Here is a 25,268-nt window from a genome sequence, read left to right as displayed (position 1 = left end):
AAAACAATGTATATTTTGTAGAAATAGTTTTTAGGAGGTTAAAATAAATGACTTTAATTGAAATCGTTCAACGAAATATAAGGCGAAATTTTAAGGAGTATATACTTTATTTTGTATCTTTAGCTTCGAGTATGCTGATTTATTTTATATTTGCGTCACTTCGATATAGTACGCAAATAAAAAAAGAAATGCTTAATAATGTAATGATTAATAGTGTTCTTCAGTCTTCAAAAGTGATAATCATTATTTTTATAGCCATATTTATTATTTACTCTACTAATTTTTTTATAAGAAAACGTAAAAAAGAGATAGGGTTATATTCTTTACTAGGTATTACTAAAAAACAAATTGGTACGATGTTATTTTGTGAAACATTAATAATGGGGGGTGTAGCTTTAATAGTTGGGATATTGATTGGCAGTATAAGTTTTAAGTTATTTTTAGAACTTCTAATGAGTTTGATGAAATTAAATGTGCCAATTACGTTCGAGTTATCTATAAAGGCCATAATAGACACAATTATTGTTTTTTTATCGATTCTATTATATACAGCTTGGAAAAACTCGCGCTTAATTTATCAATTTCCATTAATTGAAATGTTCCAAGCGAATCATAAAGGAGAGAGTATGCCAAAAGGATCTAAATATTTGGCATATATAGGTCTTATTTTAATTGGCTTTGGTTATGTTTTAGCATTCTTTTTTCGCGAAGTCGTAAAATTTGTGCAGAACCCTGAGGACCCTATGCGTCCGCTAATGGATCCTAAAATAATCCCGTTATGTATTTTGATTGCGATTGTTCTTGCAACCTACTGTCTATTCACGTCTTATACAGTTATTGTATTAAAGAAAATTAAAAGTAAGAGCAATATCTATTTTAACGGTATGAATATACTAAATATTTCACAGTTGTTATATCGAGTAAAAGGAAATGCCAAATTACTTGCGACTATTGCTATCTTAAGTGCCACAGCTTTAACGGCAGTTAGTACAGTTGTATCAGGATATTATGTAGGGCAATCTGAAACAAATGAAGATTTTATGCAACTGTATGGAGTTACATTATTTATTGGAAGCTTTTTAGGAATTATATTTGTACTAGCAACTGGTTCTATTATTTATTATAAACAACTATCTGAAGCACATGCTAATCAGAAATACTATGAGGTTCTTCGTAAGATAGGTGTTACGAAAAAAGAAGTAAGAAAGTCAATTTCTAACCAAGTTAGCTTTAGTTTTATTTCACCTATAATAGTCGGACTTACTCATAGCTTATTTGCTTTACCAATAATAAACAACATGCCTATATACAGTATTATGATTCCTATTTCCATTAGTTCTATTGCATATTGCATAATCTATTTTGGATATTATATATTAACTGTTAATTCGTATTTTAGAATTGTGTATAAATAATAAATTCTTTTGATATTGCGTAATAAAATTAGGAAATACAACCTATCAAGTTCTAAAGAATAATGAAATGAACAAAAGCCGATACCCTTAACGTGTAGGGAATCGGTTTTTTCTATATGGGGTACCGCCACATCGCTATCAAGCTAAGAAAACAAAATTCCTCCTAAAATGAAAAAATAAGCTATTCTTTCTGTAGAATCGTAGGAAAGGATGGCGTTTTTTAATTTTTATAGATACTTTGTGGTAACCTCAAGTAGGAGGATTTAGCACAGTCAAATAATAATATCTTTTGTCTAGAAAGGAGAATGTTTTTTGAAATATAAATTAAGAAAAAAATTAAGCGTATTTTTTATAGGATTACTAGTACTAATCGCTTCTATTTTCGTTTATTATAAGTTTTTAACACCTTCAGCAGATATTCAACAATACAAGGCATATTATGCTCCAAAAACAACACAAAAAGTATTGAATCACGGTGAGGTAAAGGTCACATTCTTAGGAACATCATCTTTACTATTTGATGATGGAAATACGCAATTAATGATTGATGGTTTTATTTCTAGGCCATCCTTACCAAAAATATTGTTCAGCAATATAAAAACAGATGAAGATACTGTGGATAAAATTTTTAATCAAATAGGGGCTGATAATAATAAACTTAAGGGATTATTTATTGCACATACACATTATGATCATGCGTTTGATTTAGCTTATATAGCTAAACGAACTGGAACACATGTATATGGTTCAGAGTCAGCAATTAACATAGGTATTGGTGGTGATATAAATAAGAACCAGATGTCTGTATATGAAGTAAATAGGGCTATGAAGTTTGGTGATTTTACTGTTACTGTCCTTCCATCGAAACATTCACCAACCTTTGATGAAGGAGAAAAAATAAAAAAGCCACTTAAACAACCAGCTAAAGCACTAGACTATCATGAAGACTCTTCATATGATTACTTGATTACGTATAATAATAATACTTTCCTTGTTAAACCAAGTGCTAACTATATAGAAGGTGTATTAGATGATATTCGAGCTGATGTCCTGTTTTTAGGAATAGGGGGATTAGGAAAGCAGGAAAGTGCTTTCCTAAATATGTATTACGAGCAAACTGTACGAAAAGTACAACCGAAGCTTGTTATTCCAATACATTGGGACGATTTCACCAAACCATTGACAGATACTCTTGAAGCAATGCCTAAATATGCGGACAATACTAAAAATGGATTAGATTTTATAATTCAAAGGACAAAAGCAGATAAAATTGATTTTCAAATACTACAAGGTGTTAGAAGTATTTACTTCTAAAAAAGGATCCACCACACCTCTATCAAGTTAAGAAACATAAAAAAACGATAATAATGAAATTCCGTGCTAAAAAAGCTACAAAATTTTCGTTTAGGGGCAATCTGTTCTGTTAGCTTGATGGCGATGTGTCTGTACCCCTATATCATCTTTCAGATCTTCCGTTCGTTGTAATGAGCGATAAAATATGGAACGGGGTAATTCTAATACGTTACGCAATTCTTTTACTGTTATTTTTGTTTGTACATTTTTCCATAAAGTAACTACAGTTTCTGATTTCAGCCCCTTTCGATTTCCAGATACTTTCCCCATACAAGTAATTTTGTTTTAGGTGTTTATTTTCTATACGTAGCTATTCTAATTCACTGAGCTCTTTTGGTCTTTTTCCATAAGAATATTGTTTTCCTACAGGTTGTGGAAACCGATACGTTTGATCTGTACGATACCATTTCATTTCATCTATGTCTTAATTTGGGAAACATTTTTAATTCCGAGTTTCTCCATAATGGTCCGATTGGAATACCCATCCTTTTTCATTTCAATCACTTTCCACTTTACTTCTTCTGGGTAATGAACTCTTATTTTTTTCATGTACCACTATTCGGGTTCACTTCAACGGTAAGTTTTTTTTGTTTTATAAGCTTAACCCAAACCGTTTTAATTCAATAAAAATCCCCTCTAATTGCTTTCCTTTATCCGTTAATGTGTACTCCACACGAGGCGGAACTTCTGGATATACTTTTCTCGTTATAATGCCTTGAGACTCTAATTCTTTTAGTCGAAGTGATAATGTTTTTGGACTAATACCATCCATTGATTTTTGTAAATCACTAAAGCGTAATGTTCCTTCGATAAGAAGATCACGAATGATTAAAAACGTCCATTTTGTACTAATTACATCAAGCGTTTTAGCGATAGGACAAGGTATGCCCGGTAAACCTTTCGTTAATTCAACTGGATTTATATCGTTCATGGAACTAGCCTCCATAAAATTTTTTTGGATGAATTTGCTTTATAGTATCACAAAACTATACTTTTGGTAACTATATGAAAAAAATATCACTACTTCCATAAAGGAAGTTAGTGCATATACAATAGCAATACGAAACAAAAAGGATTTATATAAGGAAGTGGTGATTTCCATGGGGATAAAAAAGTTATTTGGATTTCTTAGTTTGTTTGTTATTTGTATTGTGCTTGTAGCATGTGGTGTGGAACAAAAAGCTGAAGTTCAGTTATTAAAAGAAATGCCAAAGCCAAAAGCAATGACAATTGATCCCTCACTAAGTAAAAAAGAAGCGACAGAAATGGTTCATGCGGCGCAGCGTTTTTATGCATTTTGGGATACAGGTAAGGAGGAACTTATTCCGCAGACTGTTACTAAAGATTTCTTCGATAATACATTGCCGAAAGGGCGACCACAAGGCATTGAAGGATTAAAGTTTGCAGCGCAAAATTTTCGTAAAGTTGTGCCTGATATACATTGCGAGATTGAAGACTTATTAGTTGTTGGTGATAAAGTAACAGCCCGTCTTTCTTTTACAGGAACAAATAATGGTAAGAAAATTAATTTTTTTGCAATTGATATTTTACATGTGAAAGACGGAAAGATAACGGAAGATTGGCATTTAGAAGATAATCTTACACTACAGCAGCAACTCGGCTTAATAGCTGAAGAGTAGATCATATAGGGGAGAGAAAAACGATGAAAAATATATTTATTATAAATGGACATGAAAAATACGGTACAAAGGAAGGACGATTAAATAAAACGTTAGTAGATTATATGGTTACTGTATTAGGCGAGAATCATCATGTGAAAACAACAACGATTCAAGATGGTTACAATATGAAAGAAGAACAAGATAAGTTTTTATGGGCCGATGTTGTGATTTATCAAACACCAATTTACTGGTTTAGTGTTCCAGGCTTATTTAAAACGTATATGGATGAAGTATATGAATACGGTTTGTTCTTTAAAGGTGCAGATGAATATGGAACAGGTGGTTTATTAAAAGAGAAAGAGTATATGTTCTCTACAACTTGGAATGCACCTGAAAAAGCATTTGGAGATAAGACAAAGTTCTTTGAAGGAGAAAGTTTAGAATCAGTGCTTAGTCATTTACATCGCGTGCAAAAGTTTCTCGGTATGAGTCCGTTAAAGAGTTTTGCTTGTTATGATGTGGTGAAGAATCCGGATATAGAGAAGTATTTATTGAACTTGAAAGATCACTTAGATGGAGTAATTAAATAATAGTTTATATTTGTATGTGAAGAAGGTACTACTAAGGATGTAGTACCTTCTCTTTCATGAAATACGTTGAAAATCTTTACTTATACAGGACTGTTTTAGTTTTTTTGATTGGATTAAATGTTTCATATCAGAGATGTTATCGTATGAAAGCTGAGTATGATAATAGTTAATGTACTCAAGTAATGCAAACATATAAATAAATAGAGTAAATGATAGCCCGCCTAAAGGTAAGTAGGGATACCAAATTACAAAATCAATAGTAAACGTAATAAATCCCGTGATAATGAATGCTATATTTATCTTTTTAAGTATTTTTAAATATTGAATCATCCTAATGGGCGTAACAGATGTTTTCTCTTTTTTTAGTCGTTTCCACTTTACGTACCAGTAAATTACTCCTTGTAATAAGATAAACTCTAAAAGAAGAAATGAGATCCAAAAAGAATATAGGGAATATAAATGTAAAGTAGGATAAACATAATTAAGTAAGTAACTTGTGAAAATAAAAGTAATGACTGAAAATAATTCACCTGTGTATAGATAGGAAAGTCTTTTTTCTAGGGTGCGTTTCATGGTTTCTCTCCTTTTATAATGACTCACATTTTAAGACATGGATGGCTGTATCCATAACTTTGCAAAATTTGCCCAACCAAATGAATCAATTGTTACATTTTTTAAAGAAGAAGGGTATGTTTTTCTTTTTAGAACGTGATAGTTAAATAAAATGATGTGTTCTGCTTGTAAAAACTCTTCAATCTCATACATGAGTTCATAACGCTTTTCTTTATTTTCTTCTAGTAAAAATGTATCTAGTAAACAGTTAATTTGTTTTTCGTAGTGCGGGTCCATGAACCGATTTACGAAGCAACTTTTATTTTTAAATACATTTAAGAATGCAATTTCATGATTGGCAGCAAAGACTTCTCCCATGAAAATAATATCAGCATGTTTATCAATAGAGCGATTCATATAATCTGAAACGGGAAATGGGTGAAGCTCTACTTGTATACCTAAACTTTCACATCGTTCTTTTAAGAAATATGCATCATTTGCACTATCTTTAAATGCGAAGAAGTAAATATGTATCGTTTCTCCATTATATGTACTCTTTTTCAAATACTCTTTTGCCTTTTCTAAAGAGTAGGATCTTCTTGTTGCAAGGTGGCTTCTATCAGGGAAAAAGCTTGATGCAGCAATTGTCCGTCTACCCTCTATGTTACGAAGTATCATTTCAACATCATATAGTTCTCTCCAAGCTTTTCGAAAGTAAATGTCGTGATGAGGACCAGGTTTTTTAAAGTTGAAGCTAGCATAAATACAACCTATTTCTTCTATTTGTATATCATGCCTTTCATTTTCCTCTTCGTTTGGTATTTCATAATCAGCATCTATTTGCACATGGTCAGGAATAGCCCAAAATTCAATACGGTCTAATAACGCGCGCTCTTTAAAATAATGGGTGAACGCTTCGAGTATGATATTATCTTCAGAGTAATGAGCAAGTTTGAAAGGTCCAGTACCTATATAATGATGATTTTGAATACTCGTATCACGCGGTAAAATTGCGAGCTGCATTGAACTTACATAGTGTAAGAAAAATAAATTTGGTTTCGCTAAATGGAATCGAATTTGTAGTGGTGATGGCGTTTCAATTTGAACGATTTCTTCTGTTAACCATTCGAAAGGAGAGTGAACTTCTTTTAGTCTTTCAAATGAAAATTGTACATCTTTAGAAGTTAAAACTGTCTCGTTATGAAAATATACATCCTTTCGTAAATAAAAAGTCCACGTAAGCCCGTCTTCACTTAATTCCCACGTATGCGCAATGTGAGGCTCCATTTTTTCAGTAACATCGTTATAGACGACTAATGTATCAAAAATTTGACTCGTAAGATGGCTCTCTGTAGTTACAGCCACAAAAGCCGGATCTAATGGGAATATCTTTCTCGATATAGGAATCTTTAATACGTCGTACATATCATTTGAAGGTTCGTATCCAAAATGATGATGTAGTTTATTTTCTATCTTTTTTTGAAGTGCGAGGGGGAGGGGTTCTTTTAAAAGAAGAAAGATATCTTTTAATTTTTCTTGCGCTAACAGTTCATCTGTATAGGACTCAATCGCTTCTACGAAATTATGTATAAATAGAATTTCCGTTTTATTTCCGCGGCCTCGCCCTGGAGTCCAGCTAATTAATTGCTCCTCGCTCATTTTCTTTAATAAAATCTTTACGTTTTTCGTACTGCAATATAAAACATCCGCTAATTCTTGTAAGCTATTTCGCATATGTTGTTGATCTTGTGCATGTAGTCTTAGTCTAATGTAATAGTCCATAATTTTCATATATACACTTCCTTCTATCATAAAAGGGGAAACTCTTTAGAATATTCTAACCTTTTTCTTCCTTTTTTTCAAAGTAAAATAAGTAAGCATAAGGAGGGGAAACAATGGGATTTTGGAGTATGCATCGAAATATAAAAATTAGAATTATAACATCGTTTTTAACACGTACTGTGTCCACGATGATTTTTCCATTTATGGCGATTTATTTTTCCATAAAGTTAGGTAGTGCGATTGCTGGTGCGTTACTACTTATTAATGTCATAGCTTCATTAGTAATTGGTTTATACGGTGGATATGTTGGAGACCGGCTTGGGCGTAAAAAGGTTATGATTATCGGTCAAAGTATACAAGTCATTTCCATTGTTTGTATGGGAGTTGCGAATTCGGATTACGTTGACTCACCGTGGTTAACATTTATCTTTATGCTAGTGAATAGTTTAGGATCGGGACTTATGAATCCTGCGACAGAAGCGATGTTAATTGATGTGAGTACACCTGAAAATCGAAAAGTGATGTACAGCATTAATTACTGGGCTATTAATTTATCGATTGCGATTGGAGCGATATTTGGAGGATTACTATTTGAAAACTATAGACTACAATTGTTTATCGTATTAACGCTTGTTGCCATTATGACTTTATATGTGATGGCTGTGTATATGGAAGAAGTGTATGTAGCACGAAAAACGATGGAGAAGAAAAATGTATTAAAAGATATGGCGGATAGTTATAAAGTTGTAATGAAAGATAGAGCTTTTTTAATTTTTTGTGCAGCGAGTATATGTACATTATCGTTAGAGTTTCAAATTAATAATTATTTAGGTGTTCGCTTGCAGAAGGAATTTGAAACGGTGCACTTTTTATTCGGGAATGGTTTTACGTTTGATTTAACAGGGATTCGCATGTTGAGCTGGATTTCTGCAGAGAATACAATTTTAGTTGTGTTATGTTCAGCACTTCTTATTAAAATGCTGAAAAGCTTCAACGATTTGGAAATCTTATATGTAGGCTTATTTATTTACACGATTGGATTTGCAATACTCGGAACGAGCAATACCTTATGGATTTTATTAATTGCAGGGCTTTTCCAAACGGTAGGCGAGATGATGTATGTGCCAGTGCGTCAATCTATTATGGCAGATATGGTGCCAAATGAGGCGAGAGGTTCATATATGGCGATTAACGGAATGGTCTTTCAAGTTGCAAAAATGAACGGGGCATTAGGTGTTATGCTAGGTTCATTTATTGCATCTTGGGGCATGAGTGCTCTGTACTTTATCGTTGGTATGAGCAGTATTTTACTATTTATGAAGGCGATAGGGAGAGAGAAGTATGAGGGGGAGGTTTCTCAGATTGGATAAAACGATATGAAAAGCGATGCTAGAAATCGCTTTTCATATGGCTTTTAAAACGGATCAACTTCAGCTAAATCAGGATTGCTATTTGGGTTTGTTAATAAGACTTTCAGCTCACCTACTTCAGAGAGCGCAACGAGGATATAACCACTAATAAGGACGACGAGTCCGATGACCCTTAATGTTTGCAGCGTAATATCACGGCTATTGTTTTCGGAGTTGTCTTGGGGCGTTGAAGGTGGATTGTTATTCATAAATAGGGCTCCCATCTTTTGTATTTATATATGTGCGAAATCATTATTTAACTTATGGATAGGAATTATATAGTCATTTTCACTATATGAGAAATGCCTATGAAAAGTGATAAGGAATTTTTGGGCGAGAAAAGGGGGGAATCCAAAAGATTATTAAAACTGAACTTTTGGATTCCCCTCTTTTTATTTATCTTGCTATTTGTGGTGGTCGGATTTCCTGTAAACGACCAGTTGATGAGGGCTAATGAATCAGTGGGGGATGAATAAAACCCCACTGATTCATTATTTTCATGTAAATACAAGGTTAGTTATCCTAATATACGCAACGATTCTTCAATAAACGCTGGGATGTCCTCAGGCTGTCTACTTGTTACTAGCTGATTTTGACATACGACAACCTCTTTGTCATGAAAGTTCCCGCCGGCATTTTTCAAATCGACTTCAATAGATTTATATCCAGTTACATCGCGTCCTTCAAGTGTTTGTGCAGTGATGAGTAGCTGAGGTCCGTGACAAATAGCGAAAACAGGTTTTTCCGCATCCATAAATGCTTTACTAAAGCGAACAAAACGTTCATCGGCACGAAGTATATCTGGAGAAAATCCACCCGGTATGAAGAGGGCATCAAAGTTCTCTGGAGAAACATCATCAATACTTTTATCAATCACGACTTCACTTTTTCCTTGCTTACCGTGTACCGTTTTCCCTTTTTCCATTTCAATAGTTGTGAATTCATATCCCTTTTGTTTAAAAGCTTCTACTGGCTCTGTGTATTCTGTATCCTCGAAATAATCCGTTATTAAAATAGCAATTTTTTTACTCATTCTAATCCGCTCCTTATATTATATTATCGGCTCCAGAATCTTCCTTGGGCAATGCCTTCTATAAATGATTCAATTGAAGTATTTGTTAAGTTGTAAACTCCTGCTCCATCCAGTTTAATCTTACTATGGTCCAAAGCATGAGGATTACTAAGGACATGAGCTATCGGTTTAAAATGTTTAAAAGTAGTTTCTGCAAATTCTAAAACAGGGGGTTGAATGACAGACTCACTACTAAACACTAATACTGCATCAAAAAGGGAGGAGTCTGTTGTTGTATAAGTATCAGTTACTTTAATGGAATCATTGAACTGATAAATTTTATTATCTATGATGCTATAGTTAATTCGGTGTTGTACAAAAGCTTGAATCCATTCGGACAGAAGTGAGACGCTTGGGTCACCATTTAATAGAATTGCAACATTTTTGGAATCAGATTTAAAAATAGTATTGGACATACTTAGTGCAGGTGATTTTGCATCTGAATTTACTTCGTGATTTTCCTTAGGTAAAGGAGCTCCAATAATGTTAGCGACTTCTTGTGCTAATTGACGATCGACGTGGTTTAGAAGAGCAATTACATTTGCCTTCACCATGTCTGATTTACACTTCCCAACTTCAAAGCAAAAAGCTTCTTTTATGTGCTGCTTTTCAATAGGGCTCATACTATTGTAGAAAAGTTTAGCCTGAGAATAGAAGTTAAGAAAGCTTTTACTGCGACCTCTAATTTTATGCCCATCAATCTTTTCTTGATAATGTTCATATCCTCCTTGTTCGGCTTGGACGGTTGCAGGTTGATTGTTATTTAATCCATTAGGATGATAGCTTGTTTGACCGCGATGAATCTGCATTTGATGCATACCATCACGTTGATTATTATGAAAAGGACATACGGGCTGATTGATAGGGATTTGATGGAAATTAGGGCCCCCTAAACGAGATAATTGTGTATCTGTATAGGAGAATAATCTTCCTTGCAGAAGAGGGTCATTTGAAAAATCAATACCTGGTACGACATGACCAGGGTGAAAAGCTACCTGCTCTGTTTCAGCAAAGAAGTTATCAACATTTTTGTTCAGTGTCATTTTACCGACTAATTTTACGGGAACTTCTTCTTCTGGCCATAATTTCGTTGGGTCTAAAATATCAAAATCAAATTTATGTTCATCTTCTTCTGGAATTAATTGTAATCCAAGCTCCCATTCAGGATAATCCCTTTTTTCAATTGCTTCGTATAAATCTTGACGATGAAAATCGGGATTTTTCCCAGCAATCTTTTGAGCTTCATCCCATACTAATGAATGAACTCCGAGGGTAGGTTTCCAGTGAAACTTTACGAAGTAGGCTTTTCCTTCTTTATTAATGAGTCGAAATGTATGGACTCCAAAACCTTCCATCATCCGTAAACTACGCGGAATTGCGCGATCACTCATCTGCCACATCACCATATGAGTAGACTCGGGATTATGCGCAACAAAATCCCAAAATGTATCATGAGCACTAGCTCCCTGAGGAATATCATTATGTGGTTCTGGTTTAACTGCATGGACAAAATCAGGAAATTTAATAGCATCTTGGATAAAGAATACTGGCATATTATTACCTACTAAATCATAGTTTCCTTCATCTGTATAAAATTTTGTGGCGAATCCGCGTACATCTCTTACTGTGTCGTTGGATCCTTTAGAACCTTGAACGGTTGAGAACCGTACAAATACAGGTGTTTTCTTTGAAGGATTAGTAAGAAAATCTGCTTTCGTATATGTTTCTAAAGATTCATAAAGCTGAAAATAACCATGAGCGCCAACCCCGCGTGCATGAACAATCCTTTCGGGAATTCGTTCGTGATCAAAATGGGTCATTTTCTCACGAAAGTGAAAATCCTCCATTAAGGTTGGGCCTCTTAAGCCCATCTTTAAAGAAAATTCATCTTCAGCTATTTTTACCCCTTGATTTGTTGTTAAAGCATGTTTGCATTGATTGTCAGTAACGTGATGCTTCAATTGTTCCGTTTTTTTATTCACAATATAGGCCCCTCCTTTACTCTGTTAATTAATAGATACCCTTTTTATTAGGTCGTAAACATGTATTATCGTTTTTGTATGTAAAAATCATAAATATCGGTTGTTTCAGTGATTCTTGTTTGAGGAAGCAAAATAAAAAAGCCAAGGATAATTTATTTTCTCCTTGGCGTTTAAGATATTTCTTTTCGTTAAAACGAAGAAACGCGTTGCTTCGTTTTTGGTACAATAATAAATTTGATCCAGAGTAACCCGACAATCATAATGATAAGGCTATGTAAAAATTGACCTGTAGCAATGAGTATAACACTCGAAAATACAATGAGTTGAATACTTAGCAATATAAAGATTAAGCTAAGAAATTGTTTCATTCTTTCTTCAGTATGGATTGGATATAATGCTGCAATAATATTTCCCGAAAAATATTTCCATAGTGAACGAAGCTGCATAGAGATCATATATAGAACGATGTAAGTGATAGCACCTTTTACGTATATATTTGGTATGAAATATAAGGCGAAAGCACCGATCAATCCTAAGCGAATATATATACCGAAATAATCATTTCCACGTAAAAATGCTAGTGTATGTAAGTAGAAGAAAGTTGCTCGTTTTTTATGTAATAAAGGTTCAATCCAATTTGTAAGCCATTTTCTTTTATTTACTTTTTTATTCAGTTGCGGAACATCGGTGAAAATGCTAGCAAATTGATAAAAACGAACGTTCATTTTTTCTTCTTGCTCGATTATGTAATCCCACGGTATTCGTTTTGTAGGCTGTTTTTTCGTATATAGAAGTAGGAAAGCAAGTAGTAAGAGTAGTCCGCCCAATATGAGAACATTTGCGGAATAAAACAGCATGTAAATGATTAGGGCGTTACAAGTAATACGAATGATCAGCCATATATTTTTTTCGTGACTATCACGCCACATCCAATGTATGTACATGTTCCAGGCTTTCATAATCATTAACACGATAAAGATTGTACATAAGAAAGGTACCGTTAATTGCAATGATTGCATAGCAAGTGGTACGAGAATAAGGAACGTAAATAATAATGGGAAAAGCTGAATGATGTAATTGTATAGAAGAGATTTTTTGAAATAAGAAGTTAATTTCTCTTCTAGTGCTAGTAAATAGACAGCGTCAGGTTTCTGAATAAATGTACGGATAGGGCATCTCGTTATAATGAACGTAAGTACAATCGTTATAATCATTAAAGATATTCCTTTAGAAGGAGATGCTTTTAGAAACTGAGCATAATAATATGCACCAACGCATGAAATAAAGATAAAGCTATATAGTAAACCGTTAATCATACGTGCAAAGTATGTAATGATATTTTGAATATGTTGTTGGAAGCGACTGCTCCATAGCGATTCGATTGACATGTTTTTCACCTCTTTGTTCTATTATATATGTTTTACAAAAGAAAAAACGAGCAAATTGCGTTATGCAACTTGCCCGTTTTTCTTTTCGTTATTTTTTTTCTGATCACGATTCATTAATGGATAGAAAGCAAATCCAATTACAAATAAACCAATTCCGAGAAGGAACGTTTTTATATCGGATGCGCCGGTTTTAATAACCCACAGTGCGTAGCAAAGTGCGATAACTGCGACTATGCCATCTGTAATTCTTGCCCGCATTTCATTTTTATATGTTTCACCAGTAGCGACTAGTTTTAACTGGAAGATTGGTGAAACGAGATATGGAATGAGGTAGGCCAGTGTCGATACGGTAATAACGAATGTATAAGCTTCCGCAATGGTTCCTGATAATGTTGAGAATAGGAATACTTGCGACATAATGTTTGTTAATCGTAATGAGTAAATTGGACTTCCTTTTTTATTTGTTTTCGTGAAGAAGGAAGGGAAGAAACCTTCTTTTGCTGCTTGATAAGGTACTTCTGAGCTTAATAAAATCCAGCCTAAGATAGAACCGAACAGGGAAGTAAGAGCAAGTAATGCCATCAGTTTCCCGCCGCCATGACCCATTGCAGCGTTTAGTGCATCTGCTAATGGACGTTCAGAAGCTTGTAATTTATCAACGTGAAGTACACCCATTGTTAAAATTGTAATTCCTAAGTAAATCGCAACTGTAATAAGTAATCCCGCAACTGTTGCACGTTTTACCGTTTTTGGAGAAACAGCACGGTTTGATAAAAGAACGGCTGATTCAATTCCGATAAACGCCCAAAGCGTTGTAAGAGCAGCTAAATTTACTTGTGAAAGAAGACCATGTGATGCACCTGATTTATCAATCATCGGTGTGTACCATTGTCCAAACTTAGAAGCTTCGAATGCAAATAACGTAACGACGATGAATAAAAGGAATCCAGTTACTTTCGTTGTTGTTGCTAAGAAGTTTAGCTTTCCAGCTCCGCTTACACCGTTTGTTAATATAATATGAGTTCCCCAAAGTAAGATGGAACAAATCGTAAATGTAATTAGTTTTCCGACTTCTACGTTAAACGAGCCGATTGAAAATAGTAGTCGCGTATCTTTCATAATTGGGAAGAAGAGTGATAAATATCCCGCAAATGATGTAATGATGGCAACGTTACTTGCCCAGTTTGCAACCCAATATCCCCATACCATACTGAAGCCAGCCATTTTTTTCTTTTTTGGTGTTGAGAATAAAGCATATGCATGACTTTGTGGCCCTGTCGTTAAATCAGGACGACGAATTGCTAAATTACCGAAAACAAGAGCTAGCATTAAAACACCAAACCCTGTAGTTAACCAAGCTAAAGTGACACCGAGTGGGCTTGCTGTTTGTGCCAACGTACTTGGTACCATGAAAATACCAGCGCCAACCATGTTACCGACAACGAAAGCTGTTAGTACCCAAAAGCCCCATTTTTTTTGTTGCATAGAAAAATACCTCCAAAGTTAGTATAACCAAGTCAAGCGAGGAGATATGTATGTCTTCCTGAGTCAGGAAGAGAAGTCCCAAACAAAACAAAAAAAGCACGTAATCTGCCGCTACATGCTTTCTATCTTATAAGAAACCCACGACATACCTCTCGATAGCTCTCCACAAACGAAACGTTTGTGACAGTTCTGCACTTATTAAATGCAGACCCAGCAAGCGTGCATGGTGGACACGACTTACTTCGGCAACCATTCCTTTCTCATTCCTTCATCAATGCCACTACATCTCCTGAAATGATACTCTTAATGATTGCAACCTCTACCTCACCGAGATACGAATGAGGATTTAAATATTAAATTAACGTCTTTAAGAGTAACAAATGAATTTTTATACGTCAATGGATATAGTAATAATCAGATTATAGAGAAGAGTTTGTGATTAAAAGTGAGTTAGGAGAGGCTGTAACGATTATTAGTTCTGCAGAAGAAACAGCGATAGAGTTAAGTACCATTTTACAGCACAAAGGAATTTTGTCTGACAATCTGAATCCGAAGCATCGCTTTTTTACAACGGGATCTGTTTTATCATTTGAACATATTGCTGAGCGATGGCTAGGGTATCAAATTTCTGTAGAATGTGTACATTTGCCTATGAAAAATGCGTGTATACATAATTAAGATTTAGTAAATTACTTTTTTAAATAAATGAGGTTCGTTTCATAAGAAGGAAAGAATAAGCTTTTAATTGAAGTGTTTAAGGGCAGTTCAATTAAAGGGGAGATTGGATTATGGAATTATTAAGATCTCAATTATTTGCTTTAGAGTATATTTCAAAATATGCAGAGAACGAAAAACGTGGGGCTAAAGCAACGATTAATCATATACTTAAAATGTCTAATATTACAGATGAAATATTTGAAGAAGCTGTCGCTAATTTAAAATCTCATGCAAGGATTGCTTTACACTTTCATCCAGACAGACTAGATTCGAATATGAAAAGTGTTGCTGAAGCACTGTTTGAGCAAGGAGTATATAAAAGTCAGTTTGAAACATTGCTATCTAATGGAAGCGTATCTGCTTACCCTGGTGGTGAACGTGACCTTTGGGAAAAGAGAATATTTGGAGGAGCATATCAATTAGAAGGCGTAACAAATGATCAACGGCCAAAATATGGAGCGCTAAATTTAATGTTACATCCAGATGGGCCGGCTCCGCGTTTTGGTTCATGTTATTTTCTCTTATCTCCAAAAGTTTCTTCGCGCTCTACATATACGTATTTAGATTCGCATCAAGATCCGAAAGAAAAGGGGACTTATGAGGAGTTTGATATGATTTTAGCTGCTCTTTTGGAAGAGACATTTGTAAGAGATTTTGCAATTGGTGAAGGAAATTTGACTCCAACAATATTAATTAATCATTTACTGGCTAACCTGAAAAGGCCGTTTATAGATTTAGTAAGCAAAGAGCCAGCCCGTAATCTTAATCATTATATCGAAGCGCAAATTCATGGAGAGATTTCTCTTAAAGAAGACGTAGAGGTGCTTGTTGCAGATCCTTCATTTAAGGGTACGGATGTAGGAAGAGTTTTAGAAGAAATTTGCCTGAAGTATGCGATTGATTTGTATTGGCACATCGGTTTTGTACTTATGGTAGACGAAGTTCCGATGGATTTTAGAGGTTCAAAAATGCCATCTTTAGCAAGACGCATTGCACGGAATCATTGCATCGATGCAAATATAATTGGCTCTGCTGTAGTGGATTTGAAACGCAATCCATTATCTTGGAGTGATCGTGGAACTTATGAAGAAGTGCTTCAGGAATTAAAATTATTATGGCATGTTTTAGTTCGATTTGGAAAACCAAATCGGAAGTAGAACGAAATACTCCGTTTTTCGGAAGTATTTATATAGAAAAGAAGCTGATCTAAAAATAGATCAGCTTCTTTTTATAAGATTAAACTAAGTTTAATACAGTTACTTTTTCACGTGTCATAGACTCAAGGCTCTTACGAATACCTTGTGCGCCCATACCTGAACCTTTTACACCGATGAATGGGAAGTGGTCAGGGCCGCGCTCTGTGCGTCCGTTAATTTGTACAGAACCAGTTTCGATTTTGTTAGCAATTGCAAATGCTTTGTTAATGTCTTTAGTGAAGACACTTGCTTGCAGACCGAACTCTGATTTGTTAGCAATTTCAATTGCTTGTTCATCTGAAGAAACACGGATGATTGGAAGGATTGGGCCGAATGGCTCTTCCCAAGCAACTTTCATCTCTTCTGTTACGTGATCGATTAATGTTGGGTAAATTAAGTTACGCTCACGTTTGTTACCGATAACGATTGTAGCACCTTTTTCTACAGCGTCGTCAACTAAACCTTGAACGAAGTCAGCAGACTTGTCGTCAATTAATGGAACGATTGTGCTGTCTTGTTCTGGAGATCCAACTGATAGTTCAGCTACTTGCGCTTTTAATAAGCTAACAAGCTCGTCCGCTACGTTTTCGTGTACAAGTACACGTTTAATAGCTGTACAACGTTGACCAGAGTAAGAGAATGCACCGCTTACGATATGGTTTGCAGCATCTTGTAAGTCAGCATCTTCACGAACGATACCAGGATCTTTACCACCAAGTTCTAATACAAGTGGAATCATTGAAGCTTTTTTCGCTAAATGTTTACCTGTGTTTGTACCACCTGTGAACGATACCATATTGATGCCTTCGTGCTCTACTAAGTAGTCACCAATTACAGAACCGCGTCCTGTAGCTACGTTTACAAGACCTTTTGGAAGGCCAGCTTTGTGAAGTGCTTCAACCATTTTAATACCACTAATTGCACCTTGAGTTGCTGGTTTGAAAATAACAGCGTTACCCATAATTAATGCTGGTGCAAGTTTTGCAGCAGATAAGTTTACTGGGTAGTTAAATGGTGCGATTGCTAATACAACACCAAGTGGTGCGCGTTGGATAATCGCAAGTTTAGATTTTGTACCGCCCGGGAAGCTATCGCCCATCATGCTTTCTCCGTGCATATGTAAAGCTTCTTCGATCGTGTAACGAATGAAGTCAGCTGTACGAACAACTTCTTTCTTCGCATCTTTATATCCTTTACCGACTTCTTTCATAATGATATCGGCAATTTCATCCTGCATATTTACGAGCTCATCAGCCCATTTATATAAGTATTTTGCGCGATCTTGTAGGGAAGCTTCAGCCCATGATTTTTGAGCTTCTTTTGCAGATGCAATTGCTTCATCCACTTCTCCGCGAGTAATTGCTTGTACTTGTCCAATTACTTCGTGTAAGTATGGAGATGGAATTTCGATTGTTTCTCCTGAAGAGCTTTCTCTCCATTCTCCGTTTAAATAAAATTTGTACGTATTGCTAGTTGTCATGATTAGTCCTCCTAAAATAGCAACTTGTAAGAGTGAGTATAAGGTGATTGTAGGGGGTTTGATAACATTTTTCAAATGAAATGTTTGTGAAAACGATTTCTTATTCTTTTTTTATTTTGTATGCCCTTTCTTACAGAACATTCCCTTATTTCAAAATGGTGTATCATATATTTTTATTTGAAGTGTGAAAAAATAATTGACGGAATACTCAATAAAGTTGTAAGATTATAAATGGAAAATAAATGAAGGGGGTGTGCGTAATGATTGTAATCGTAAATGTAATGGGCTTAGCTCTGTTAAATGGCAGAAAACATTCATATCATTACGCAACCCGTACGGATATATAGGGCATCTTTGTCTTATAAAAAGCGTACGTTGCGTATATCGTAACGTACGCTTTTTATGCATTCCTGTGCATATCGTCAAGCGGCGGTATGCTTTTTTTTGTTTATTTTCCCTTGTTTGGTTTCGATAAAAAACTTTGGAAGGTGGAAAAATGTGATGAGATTGTATGGGTTACGAAATGTAAATGTGATGGGTCTGGATAGTGGATAAAGAAATGAGAGGTAAACGAGAACGAGAAGGGAGAGGTTACATTGTTATCAGTATTACTAAAGTTAAAATGGTTTTTTAGGGAGCACTGGAAGAGATATAGTATTGCCATTGGAGCTCTTTTAATTGTGAATATAGTTGAAGTTATTCCCCCGAAAGTGTTAGGGGTTACGATAGATAATATAAAAACAGGAACGTTATCGAACGAAGCAATTATGCAATCTATTCTTATTTTAATAGGGGTTACAATCGTTGGGTATGGTCTTACTTTCGTATGGCAACATCAATTGTTTGGAGGTGCATTTGTACTTGAGAAAACGATGCGCTCTAAATTTATGGGGCATTTACTTAAGATGACGCCGACTTTTTATCAAAAAAATCGTACTGGCGACTTAATGGCGAGGGCAACGAATGATTTAAAAGCAATCGCTATGACAGCTGGTTTTGGTATATTAACGCTTGTGGATTCTAGTTTATACATGCTTACGATCGTTTTTATGATGGGATTTACAATTAGTTGGGAGCTTACATTTGCAGCGCTTATTCCGCTTCCAATTATGGCGTATGCGATGAATATATATGGAAAGAAATTGCATGAAAGATTTACCGTTGCGCAAGATGCGTTTGGTGATATGAACGATAAAGTGCTTGAATCAATCGCTGGTGTGCGCGTTATTCGTGCATACGTACAAGAGAATGCAGACGAGGAAAGATTTCATAACTTAGGAGATGACGTCTACGAAAAAAATATGAAAGTAGCGAGAATTGACGCATTATTCCAACCAACTGTGAAAATGCTTGTTGGCCTTAGTTATTTAATCGGTTTAGTGTACGGGGCATATCTTGTATTTCAATCAAAGGTAACACTTGGTGAACTTGTTTCATTTAACGTGTATTTAGGGATGATGATTTGGCCGATGTTTGCAATTGGTGAATTAATTAATGTTATGCAAAGAGGAAATGCTTCGCTTGACCGTGTGAATGAAACGTTAGCGTATGAACCAGATGTAAAGGATCCGAAACATCCAAAGCTTGTGCAAGAGCCGGATTATATTCAGTTTGATGACGTTACCTTTTCATATCCTTCATCAACTGAAACAAATTTAAAAAAGGTTTCGTTTACCTTAAAACAAGGGGAGACGCTTGGGGTTGTCGGAAAAACAGGAAGCGGGAAAACGACGCTTGTACGTCAGCTTCTTCGTCAATATCCACTTGGAGATGGAGATATTGCAGTTTCTGATGTGACATTAGATAAAATGACGAATGAAAATGTACTCGGCTGGATTGGTTATGTACCGCAGGAGCATATTTTATTCTCAAAAACAGCGCGAGAAAATATTTTATTCGGAAATAGGGAAGCGACTGAAGAAGAACTAGAGAAAGCAATTGAAATTGCTGCGTTTAAAAAGGATTTAGAGTTTTTGCCAGAAGGGTTAGAAACGCTCGTTGGAGAGAAAGGTGTTTCTTTATCAGGAGGGCAAAAACAAAGGATCTCGATTGCACGAGCTGTTATTCAAAATCCAGAAATTTTAATTTTGGATGATTCTTTATCAGCTGTAGATGCTCGTACGGAAGCAGCGATCATTGAAAATATAAGAACGGAAAGAAGCGGAAAGACGACGATTATTACGACGCATCGTTTATCTGCAGTGCAACATGCGGATTGGATTCTCGTTATGGATGAAGGCGCAGTTATAGAAGAAGGTACGCATGCTCAGCTTATCCAAAAGGGAGGATGGTATGCTGAACAGTTTGAAAGACAACAAGGTGAAAGTGAAAGTGCAGATAGAGGGGTGAAAATATGAGCGTTTCAAAACGATTGTTTCAATACGCGATGAAAGTGAAAGGGACGATTTTTGCTGCGATGTTAATGTTATTTATTTTCGTCATCGCAGAGCTTGCTGGTCCTTTCGTCGCTAAAACGATGATTGACGATCATATCGTCGGGATAGAGAAACCTTGGTATGAAACAGTACAGAGTGAAGATGCTGTTTCGTATAATGGGGCTTTTTATAAGCGAAGTGATCGCTTTGCACAAGGCGAGACAAAAGGTAAAGAAGTACGCGTGATGCAAGTCGGTTTTCAATATTATTTTGTACCGAATAAAGTAAATGCGGAAGGGTCACGGACTGTAAAAGGTGATATGATTACCGTTCAAAATGGTAAGGCGGTGCAAGTGTATAAAGCGAAAGCATTGACGAAAGAAGAAGTGTTTGCGTTTTATAAACCAGAAATAAACCGTTTACTCCTACTTGGTGGTGGCTATTTTGCTTTATTAGTAGTCGTTTCATTATTTGCATACGGAAAGCAATTTTTCTTACAGAAGGCAGCGAACAAAATTATTCAAATTATGAGGGAAGATGTCTTTTCTCATATTCAAACGTTGCCAATTCGTTATTTCGATCATTTACCAGCAGGGAAAATTGTGTCGCGTGTAACGAATGATACGGAAGCCATTCGTGATCTATACGTAACGGTACTTGCGACATTCGTTTCAAGTATCATCTATATTATTGGGATATTCGCTGCGCTATTTTTACTTGATGTAAAATTGGCGACGTTATGTTTACTCATTATCCCGATTTTAATCGTTTGGGCAATTCTTTATAGAAAGTACGCGTCTGTATACAATCATAAAATGCGTTCGCGTTTATCTGATATTAACGGAACAGTAAATGAATCCATTCAAGGGATGCCAATTATTCAAGCGTTCCGTCAAGAGCGTGAAACGAAAAAAGAGTTTGAAGAATTAAATGGCGATTATTTTAAGTATCAAAATAAAATTTTGAATTTAAATGCAGCAACTTCTCATAATTTAGTATCCGTATTAAGAAATATCGCTTTCACAGGTGTGATTTGGTATTTCGGTGGAGCTTCATTAAGTGCTACAGGCGTCATTTCTCTAGGGATACTGTATGCGTTCGTTGATTATTTAACACGATTGTTCTCACCGATTACAAATATGGTGAATCAGCTTGCTAACTTAGAACAATCGCGTGTTGCATCAGAGCGTGTTTTTGAATTGTTAGAGGAAAAAGGAGAAGCAGTAGAAGAAGAGCGTATGCCTCGCTTACAAGGAAATGTGAAGTTTGATAATGTATCGTTTTCTTATAATGGGAAAGATGAAGTGCTAAAAAATATTTCTTTTGAAGCGAAACAAGGCGAGACCGTGGCACTTGTCGGTCATACTGGATCAGGAAAAAGTTCTATTATGAACGTACTCTTTCAGTTTTACGAGTTTGAAAAAGGAAAGCTTACGATTGATGGTCATGATGTAAAAGAGATGCCGAAACAAGCAACTCGTGAACATATGGGAATTGTACTGCAAGATCCGTTTTTATTTAGCGGAACAGTAGCATCTAATGTAAGTTTAGAAAATGAAAAAATTTCAAAAGAGCGCATCGTAAAAGCATTGCGTGATGTTGGTGCTGAAAGATTTGCGAACAATATAAATGAAGAAATTACGGAGAAAGGAAGTACTCTTTCAACCGGAGAACGTCAGCTTATATCGTTTGCTAGGGCGCTCGCTTTTGACCCAGCCATTTTAATTTTAGATGAAGCGACATCTAGTATCGATACAGAAACAGAGGCGATGATTCAACAAGCGCTAGAAGTTGTGAAAAAAGGAAGAACGACATTTATTATCGCTCACCGACTTTCAACAATTAAAAGCGCAGATCAAATTATTGTGCTTGATAGAGGAACCATTTTAGAAAAAGGGTCTCATGATGAGCTAATGAAAAAGCGCGGGCGTTATTATGATATGTACAAAACGCAAATGGAAGGGAACCAGAGCGCTTAATAGGTATGGGAGAGAACTTGTGATTTTCACAAGTTCTTTTTTTAGTGAATCAGGGCAGTTAAATAAGAAGTATTATTTTACCTTTCGTACAATAAATGCTATATTAAAAAATGTTACTTATTTTTTGTATGTAGCATTATTTTTCCCTTTTGTTTGATTATGAAGAAAAAGGATAAACTAAATAAGAACATTTTCATTGAAAAATTGTTCAAGATTGCATACAATCAATATAGTTTTTAAATTCCTATCAGAATACTTGGAGGATTACTATCATGAAGAAATTATTTTCAGTGCTTGCAGTAACTACATTAGCGATCGGGATTGTAGCCGGCTGCGGTAAAGAAGAGAAAAAAGATACAGCTAGTCAAGACGCGTTACAAAAGATAAAACAAAGCGGTGAACTTGTAATTGGAACAGAAGGTACATACGCACCGTTCACATTCCATGATTCAAGCAATAAATTAACTGGATTTGACGTTGAACTATCAGAAGAAGTTGCAAAACGTTTAGGTGTAAAACCTGTATTTAAAGAAACACAATGGGATAGCTTACTTGCTGGTTTAGATGCAAAACGTTTCGATATGGTTGCAAACGAAGTTGGTATTCGTGAAGATCGTCAAAAGAAATACGATTTCTCTAAACCATACATTTCATCTTCAGCGGCATTAGTTATTGCAAAAGATAAAGATAAGCCTGCTACATTTGCTGATGTAAAAGGTTTAAAAGGAGCACAATCTTTAACGAGTAACTATGCAGATATTGCTAAGAAAAACGGTGCGGAAATTATTGGGGTAGAAGGATTTAGCCAAGCGGCAGAATTATTAGCTTCAGGACGCGTTGATTTTACAATTAATGATAAGTTATCAGTATTAAATTATTTAGAAACGAAAAAAGATGCAAAAATTAAAATTGTAGATACTGAAAAAGAAGCTTCAGAAAGTGGATTCTTATTCCGTAAAGGTAGCACTAAGCTTGTACAAGAAGTAGATAAAGCGTTAGAAGATATGAAAAAAGACGGTACGTATGACAAAATAACGAAAAAATGGTTCGGTGAAAATGTATCTAAGTAGTGCATTGGTTTCAGATCGATTGTCTACTTGGATAGATATTATGCAGACTTCCTTCATGCCTATGCTGAAGGAAGCTGTTTTTACAACAATTCCATTAACGCTTATTACATTTATTATCGGGATTATATTGGCAACGTTAACAGCGCTCGCACGTATTTCTGGTAGTCGTATTTTACAATGGATTGCTCGTATCTATGTATCTATCATTCGCGGAACGCCACTTCTTGTACAGCTATTTATTATTTTCTATGGTCTTCCAACTCTTAATATTGAAGTTGAGCCATATACAGCAGCAGTTGTTGGATTTTCATTAAATGTCGGTGCATATGCATCTGAAATTATTCGTGCTTCTATCCTTTCCATTCCGAAAGGGCAGTGGGAAGCAGCTTATACAATTGGGATGACATATCCACAAGCATTAAAACGTGTTATTTTACCACAAGCAACGCGCGTATCAATCCCGCCGCTTTCGAATACATTTATTAGCTTAGTGAAAGATACTTCGTTAGCATCGTTAATTTTAGTAACAGAAATGTTCCGAAAAGCGCAGGAAATTGCGGCGATGAACTACGAGTTTTTAATTGTTTATTTTGAAGCAGGTCTTATTTATTGGGTTATTTGTTTCTTATTATCAATCGTACAACAGATGTTAGAAAAGCGTTCAGAACGCTACACATTAAAATAATCCTTTTACAAAAGGAGTTTTTGTTTTTATGATTTCAATTCAGCACTTACAAAAAAGTTTCGGAGATAATACCGTACTAAAGCATATAGATTTAACAGTTGAGAAGGGCGAGGTTGTTGTTATTATTGGGCCGTCTGGATCTGGTAAAACGACATTCTTACGTTGTCTCAATGTATTAGAAACGCCAAACGCTGGTAATATTCGTATCGGTAATAAAGAGCTTAACTTCTCTCAAAAAGTAACGAAGAAAGATATTGTTAATCTTCGTACGCAAACAGGTATGGTATTCCAGCACCATAATTTATTCCCGCATTTAACAGCACTTCAAAATGTAATGGAAGGGCTCGTTACAGTGAAAAAGATGGGGAAAGAAGAAGCGAAGAAAAAAGCAAACTATTTCCTTGAAAAAGTTGGTTTAGCAGATAAAGTGGATTTATATCCGTTCCAATTATCAGGCGGACAACAACAGCGCGTTGGAATTGCGCGCGCGCTTGCGATGGAGCCGGAAGTGTTACTATTTGATGAGCCGACGTCAGCGCTTGATCCTGAACTCGTTCAAGAAGTTCTGAAAGTAATGAAAGAACTTGCTAAAGAAGGCATGACGATGGTTATTGTAACGCACGAAATGCGTTTTGCACATCAAATTGCGAACCGTGTTATTTTCATGGATGGTGGTGTCGTTGTCGAACAAGGTACACCAGAAGAAGTATTTACAAATCCAAAAGAAGAACGTACGAAGAAGTTTTTACAAATGTTGCAATAAATTAAGGAAGGTCTCAAGGCATATGCCTTGAGACCTTTTTGCCATATATATTTATTTGTGGAATCCGCCAAGGCTTTGCTCAGCCATTGCAACTAGACGTTTTGTGATTTCTCCACCAACTGAACCGTTAGCGCGAGCCGTAGAATCTGCTCCTAATTGTACACCAAATTCTTGAGCGATTTCGTACTTCATTTGATCGATTGCAGCTGTTGCACCTGGTACTACTAATTGATTTGAAGAATTTTGGTTTGCCATAGGAATATATCCTCCTTAGAGTTATAAAAGTTTTTTTGGTTGGACTAGCTGGAGTTGAACCAGATTATCGCCCCGGTTGGCGCTAATCCATCGGTAAT

Annotated in this window: 22 protein-coding genes, 2 pseudogenes and 1 riboswitch; of the genes and pseudogenes, 13 read left to right on the top strand and 11 right to left on the bottom strand. The window is 35.5% G+C overall.

From position 1 onward, the window contains the following. Window positions 1-47 precede the first annotated feature (47 nt). Both D1166_RS19190 and D1166_RS19185 read left to right on the top strand, forming a co-directional pair. Window positions 48-1,415, top strand: coding sequence for an FtsX-like permease family protein (locus D1166_RS19190; RefSeq protein WP_097856613.1), 1,368 nt, complete (start codon window positions 48-50; stop codon window positions 1,413-1,415). Between the two features lie 312 nt (window positions 1,416-1,727). Continuing rightward, the gene (locus D1166_RS19185; RefSeq protein WP_097856612.1) at window positions 1,728-2,729 is read left to right on the top strand and encodes an MBL fold metallo-hydrolase; all 1,002 of its coding nucleotides are present in this window, start codon (window positions 1,728-1,730) and stop codon (window positions 2,727-2,729) included. A 138-nt stretch (window positions 2,730-2,867) separates the two neighbouring features. Here D1166_RS19185 and D1166_RS19180 read toward each other — a convergent pair. Both D1166_RS19180 and D1166_RS19175 read right to left on the bottom strand, forming a co-directional pair. Beyond that, a pseudogene (locus D1166_RS19180) lies at window positions 2,868-3,317 on the bottom strand (IS3-like element ISBt2 family transposase); the annotation flags it as partial. A 43-nt stretch (window positions 3,318-3,360) separates the two neighbouring features. Then, window positions 3,361-3,699 (bottom strand): winged helix-turn-helix transcriptional regulator, encoded by a 339-nt coding sequence (locus D1166_RS19175; protein WP_000997917.1) that lies wholly within the window; start codon window positions 3,697-3,699, stop codon window positions 3,361-3,363. A 169-nt stretch (window positions 3,700-3,868) separates the two neighbouring features. On the opposite strand from D1166_RS19175, the gene D1166_RS19170 reads away from it, so the two are divergent. Both D1166_RS19170 and D1166_RS19165 read left to right on the top strand, forming a co-directional pair. Further along, entirely contained in the window at window positions 3,869-4,408 is a 540-nt protein-coding gene (locus tag D1166_RS19170) for an ester cyclase (protein ID WP_097856611.1), read from the top strand. A 23-nt stretch (window positions 4,409-4,431) separates the two neighbouring features. After that, the gene (locus D1166_RS19165; RefSeq protein WP_097856610.1) at window positions 4,432-4,980 is read left to right on the top strand and encodes an NAD(P)H-dependent oxidoreductase; all 549 of its coding nucleotides are present in this window, start codon (window positions 4,432-4,434) and stop codon (window positions 4,978-4,980) included. Window positions 4,981-5,034: 54 nt separating this feature from the next. Here the strand turns inward: D1166_RS19165 and D1166_RS19160 are convergent, their stop codons facing one another. Then, on the bottom strand, window positions 5,035-5,553 hold the full coding sequence (locus D1166_RS19160) for a general stress protein (protein ID WP_097856609.1): 519 nt from the start codon (window positions 5,551-5,553) through the stop codon (window positions 5,035-5,037). A gap of 30 nt (window positions 5,554-5,583) precedes the next feature. Next, entirely contained in the window at window positions 5,584-7,344 is a 1,761-nt protein-coding gene (locus tag D1166_RS19155) for an SgrR family transcriptional regulator (protein ID WP_118043380.1), read from the bottom strand. Window positions 7,345-7,427: 83 nt separating this feature from the next. Here D1166_RS19155 and D1166_RS19150 point away from each other — a divergent pair, with 83 nt between their 5' ends. Continuing rightward, window positions 7,428-8,684 carry an MDR family MFS transporter gene (locus D1166_RS19150; RefSeq protein WP_118043379.1) on the top strand — a complete coding sequence of 419 codons (1,257 nt, stop codon included), beginning with the start codon at window positions 7,428-7,430 and terminating at the stop codon, window positions 8,682-8,684. A gap of 44 nt (window positions 8,685-8,728) precedes the next feature. Here D1166_RS19150 and D1166_RS19145 read toward each other — a convergent pair whose 3' ends face one another. Beyond that, window positions 8,729-8,932, bottom strand: coding sequence for a hypothetical protein (locus D1166_RS19145; protein ID WP_001063872.1), 204 nt, complete (start codon window positions 8,930-8,932; stop codon window positions 8,729-8,731). Between the two features lie 99 nt (window positions 8,933-9,031). Here D1166_RS19145 and D1166_RS31330 point away from each other — a divergent pair, with 99 nt between their 5' ends. Next, a complete protein-coding gene (locus D1166_RS31330) occupies window positions 9,032-9,199 on the top strand; it encodes a hypothetical protein (RefSeq protein WP_015382203.1) in 168 nt (55 codons plus the stop codon). 41 nt (window positions 9,200-9,240) lie between these two features. Here D1166_RS31330 and D1166_RS19140 read toward each other — a convergent pair whose 3' ends face one another. From D1166_RS19140 to D1166_RS19125, 4 genes are all read right to left on the bottom strand, one after another. After that, window positions 9,241-9,756 (bottom strand): type 1 glutamine amidotransferase domain-containing protein, encoded by a 516-nt coding sequence (locus tag D1166_RS19140; protein ID WP_000037532.1) that lies wholly within the window; start codon window positions 9,754-9,756, stop codon window positions 9,241-9,243. Window positions 9,757-9,779: 23 nt separating this feature from the next. Continuing rightward, window positions 9,780-11,777: a catalase gene (locus D1166_RS19135; RefSeq protein WP_097861970.1), complete on the bottom strand. Its 1,998-nt coding sequence runs from the start codon at window positions 11,775-11,777 to the stop codon at window positions 9,780-9,782. Between the two features lie 188 nt (window positions 11,778-11,965). Then, window positions 11,966-13,165 carry an ABC transporter permease gene (locus tag D1166_RS19130; protein WP_097856606.1) on the bottom strand — a complete coding sequence of 400 codons (1,200 nt, stop codon included), beginning with the start codon at window positions 13,163-13,165 and terminating at the stop codon, window positions 11,966-11,968. Window positions 13,166-13,225: 60 nt separating this feature from the next. Beyond that, window positions 13,226-14,650, bottom strand: coding sequence for an amino acid permease (locus D1166_RS19125; RefSeq protein WP_001186301.1), 1,425 nt, complete (start codon window positions 14,648-14,650; stop codon window positions 13,226-13,228). Between the two features lie 148 nt (window positions 14,651-14,798). Then, a riboswitch (Lysine riboswitch) is annotated at window positions 14,799-14,980 on the bottom strand. A gap of 99 nt (window positions 14,981-15,079) precedes the next feature. On the opposite strand from D1166_RS19125, the pseudogene D1166_RS19120 reads away from it, so the two are divergent. After that, window positions 15,080-15,328 (top strand): annotated as a pseudogene (locus tag D1166_RS19120) (glutamate racemase); the annotation flags it as partial. Window positions 15,329-15,438: 110 nt separating this feature from the next. After that, window positions 15,439-16,524: a DUF3626 domain-containing protein gene (locus D1166_RS19115; RefSeq protein ID WP_097842363.1), complete on the top strand. Its 1,086-nt coding sequence runs from the start codon at window positions 15,439-15,441 to the stop codon at window positions 16,522-16,524. Window positions 16,525-16,603: 79 nt separating this feature from the next. Here the strand turns inward: D1166_RS19115 and gapN are convergent, their stop codons facing one another. Then, window positions 16,604-18,043 carry an NADP-dependent glyceraldehyde-3-phosphate dehydrogenase gene (gene gapN, locus D1166_RS19110; RefSeq protein ID WP_000213634.1) on the bottom strand — a complete coding sequence of 480 codons (1,440 nt, stop codon included), beginning with the start codon at window positions 18,041-18,043 and terminating at the stop codon, window positions 16,604-16,606. A gap of 596 nt (window positions 18,044-18,639) precedes the next feature. Between gapN and D1166_RS19095 the strand changes: the two genes are divergently transcribed. The 5 genes from D1166_RS19095 (at window position 18,640) to D1166_RS19070 (ending at window position 24,915) form a co-directional block, all read left to right on the top strand. Then, the gene (locus tag D1166_RS19095) at window positions 18,640-20,400 is read left to right on the top strand and encodes an ABC transporter ATP-binding protein (protein WP_097856515.1); all 1,761 of its coding nucleotides are present in this window, start codon (window positions 18,640-18,642) and stop codon (window positions 20,398-20,400) included. Beyond that, on the top strand, window positions 20,397-22,397 hold the full coding sequence (locus D1166_RS19090) for an ABC transporter ATP-binding protein (RefSeq protein WP_097856514.1): 2,001 nt from the start codon (window positions 20,397-20,399) through the stop codon (window positions 22,395-22,397). Before D1166_RS19095 ends, D1166_RS19090 begins: the two co-directional genes overlap by 4 nt. A 272-nt stretch (window positions 22,398-22,669) precedes the next feature. Then, window positions 22,670-23,467, top strand: a complete 798-nt coding sequence (locus D1166_RS19080; protein ID WP_070757333.1) for an amino acid ABC transporter substrate-binding protein — start codon at window positions 22,670-22,672, stop codon at window positions 23,465-23,467. Continuing rightward, on the top strand, window positions 23,454-24,152 hold the full coding sequence (locus D1166_RS19075; RefSeq protein ID WP_000281499.1) for an amino acid ABC transporter permease: 699 nt from the start codon (window positions 23,454-23,456) through the stop codon (window positions 24,150-24,152). Before D1166_RS19080 ends, D1166_RS19075 begins: the two co-directional genes overlap by 14 nt. Window positions 24,153-24,180: 28 nt before the next feature. Continuing rightward, on the top strand, window positions 24,181-24,915 hold the full coding sequence (locus D1166_RS19070; RefSeq protein ID WP_000623610.1) for an amino acid ABC transporter ATP-binding protein: 735 nt from the start codon (window positions 24,181-24,183) through the stop codon (window positions 24,913-24,915). Between the two features lie 51 nt (window positions 24,916-24,966). Here the strand turns inward: D1166_RS19070 and sasP are convergent, their stop codons facing one another. Further along, window positions 24,967-25,170, bottom strand: coding sequence for a small acid-soluble spore protein, SasP family (sasP, locus tag D1166_RS19065; RefSeq protein WP_000013338.1), 204 nt, complete (start codon window positions 25,168-25,170; stop codon window positions 24,967-24,969). Window positions 25,171-25,268 lie beyond the last annotated feature (98 nt).

The organism is Bacillus sp. ISO11, from assembly GCF_003458115.1.
Lineage (GTDB): Bacteria > Bacillota > Bacilli > Bacillales > Bacillaceae_G > Bacillus_A > Bacillus_A cereus.
Note: the sequence above shows the minus strand (reverse complement) of the source record. Positions and strands in the feature narration are given on the sequence as shown.

Bases quoted from the DNA above. Each gene is read 5' to 3' on its own strand.
- D1166_RS19190 (WP_097856613.1), top strand. From the start codon at position 48: ATGACTTTAATTGAAATCGTTCAACGAAATATAAGGCGAAATTTTAAG.
- D1166_RS19175 (WP_000997917.1), bottom strand. From the start codon at position 3,699: ATGAACGATATAAATCCAGTTGAATTAACGAAAGGTTTACCGGGCATA.
- D1166_RS19170 (WP_097856611.1), top strand. From the start codon at position 3,869: ATGGGGATAAAAAAGTTATTTGGATTTCTTAGTTTGTTTGTTATTTGT.
- D1166_RS19165 (WP_097856610.1), top strand. From the start codon at position 4,432: ATGAAAAATATATTTATTATAAATGGACATGAAAAATACGGTACAAAG.
- D1166_RS19160 (WP_097856609.1), bottom strand. From the start codon at position 5,553: ATGAAACGCACCCTAGAAAAAAGACTTTCCTATCTATACACAGGTGAA.
- D1166_RS19155 (WP_118043380.1), bottom strand. From the start codon at position 7,344: ATGATAGAAGGAAGTGTATATATGAAAATTATGGACTATTACATTAGA.
- D1166_RS19150 (WP_118043379.1), top strand. From the start codon at position 7,428: ATGGGATTTTGGAGTATGCATCGAAATATAAAAATTAGAATTATAACA.
- D1166_RS19145 (WP_001063872.1), bottom strand. From the start codon at position 8,932: ATGAATAACAATCCACCTTCAACGCCCCAAGACAACTCCGAAAACAAT.
- D1166_RS31330 (WP_015382203.1), top strand. From the start codon at position 9,032: ATGAAAAGTGATAAGGAATTTTTGGGCGAGAAAAGGGGGGAATCCAAA.
- D1166_RS19140 (WP_000037532.1), bottom strand. From the start codon at position 9,756: ATGAGTAAAAAAATTGCTATTTTAATAACGGATTATTTCGAGGATACA.
- D1166_RS19130 (WP_097856606.1), bottom strand. From the start codon at position 13,165: ATGTCAATCGAATCGCTATGGAGCAGTCGCTTCCAACAACATATTCAA.
- D1166_RS19125 (WP_001186301.1), bottom strand. From the start codon at position 14,650: ATGCAACAAAAAAAATGGGGCTTTTGGGTACTAACAGCTTTCGTTGTC.
- D1166_RS19115 (WP_097842363.1), top strand. From the start codon at position 15,439: ATGGAATTATTAAGATCTCAATTATTTGCTTTAGAGTATATTTCAAAA.
- gapN (WP_000213634.1), bottom strand. From the start codon at position 18,043: ATGACAACTAGCAATACGTACAAATTTTATTTAAACGGAGAATGGAGA.
- D1166_RS19090 (WP_097856514.1), top strand. From the start codon at position 20,397: ATGAGCGTTTCAAAACGATTGTTTCAATACGCGATGAAAGTGAAAGGG.
- D1166_RS19080 (WP_070757333.1), top strand. From the start codon at position 22,670: ATGAAGAAATTATTTTCAGTGCTTGCAGTAACTACATTAGCGATCGGG.
- D1166_RS19075 (WP_000281499.1), top strand. From the start codon at position 23,454: ATGTATCTAAGTAGTGCATTGGTTTCAGATCGATTGTCTACTTGGATA.
- D1166_RS19070 (WP_000623610.1), top strand. From the start codon at position 24,181: ATGATTTCAATTCAGCACTTACAAAAAAGTTTCGGAGATAATACCGTA.
- sasP (WP_000013338.1), bottom strand. From the start codon at position 25,170: ATGGCAAACCAAAATTCTTCAAATCAATTAGTAGTACCAGGTGCAACA.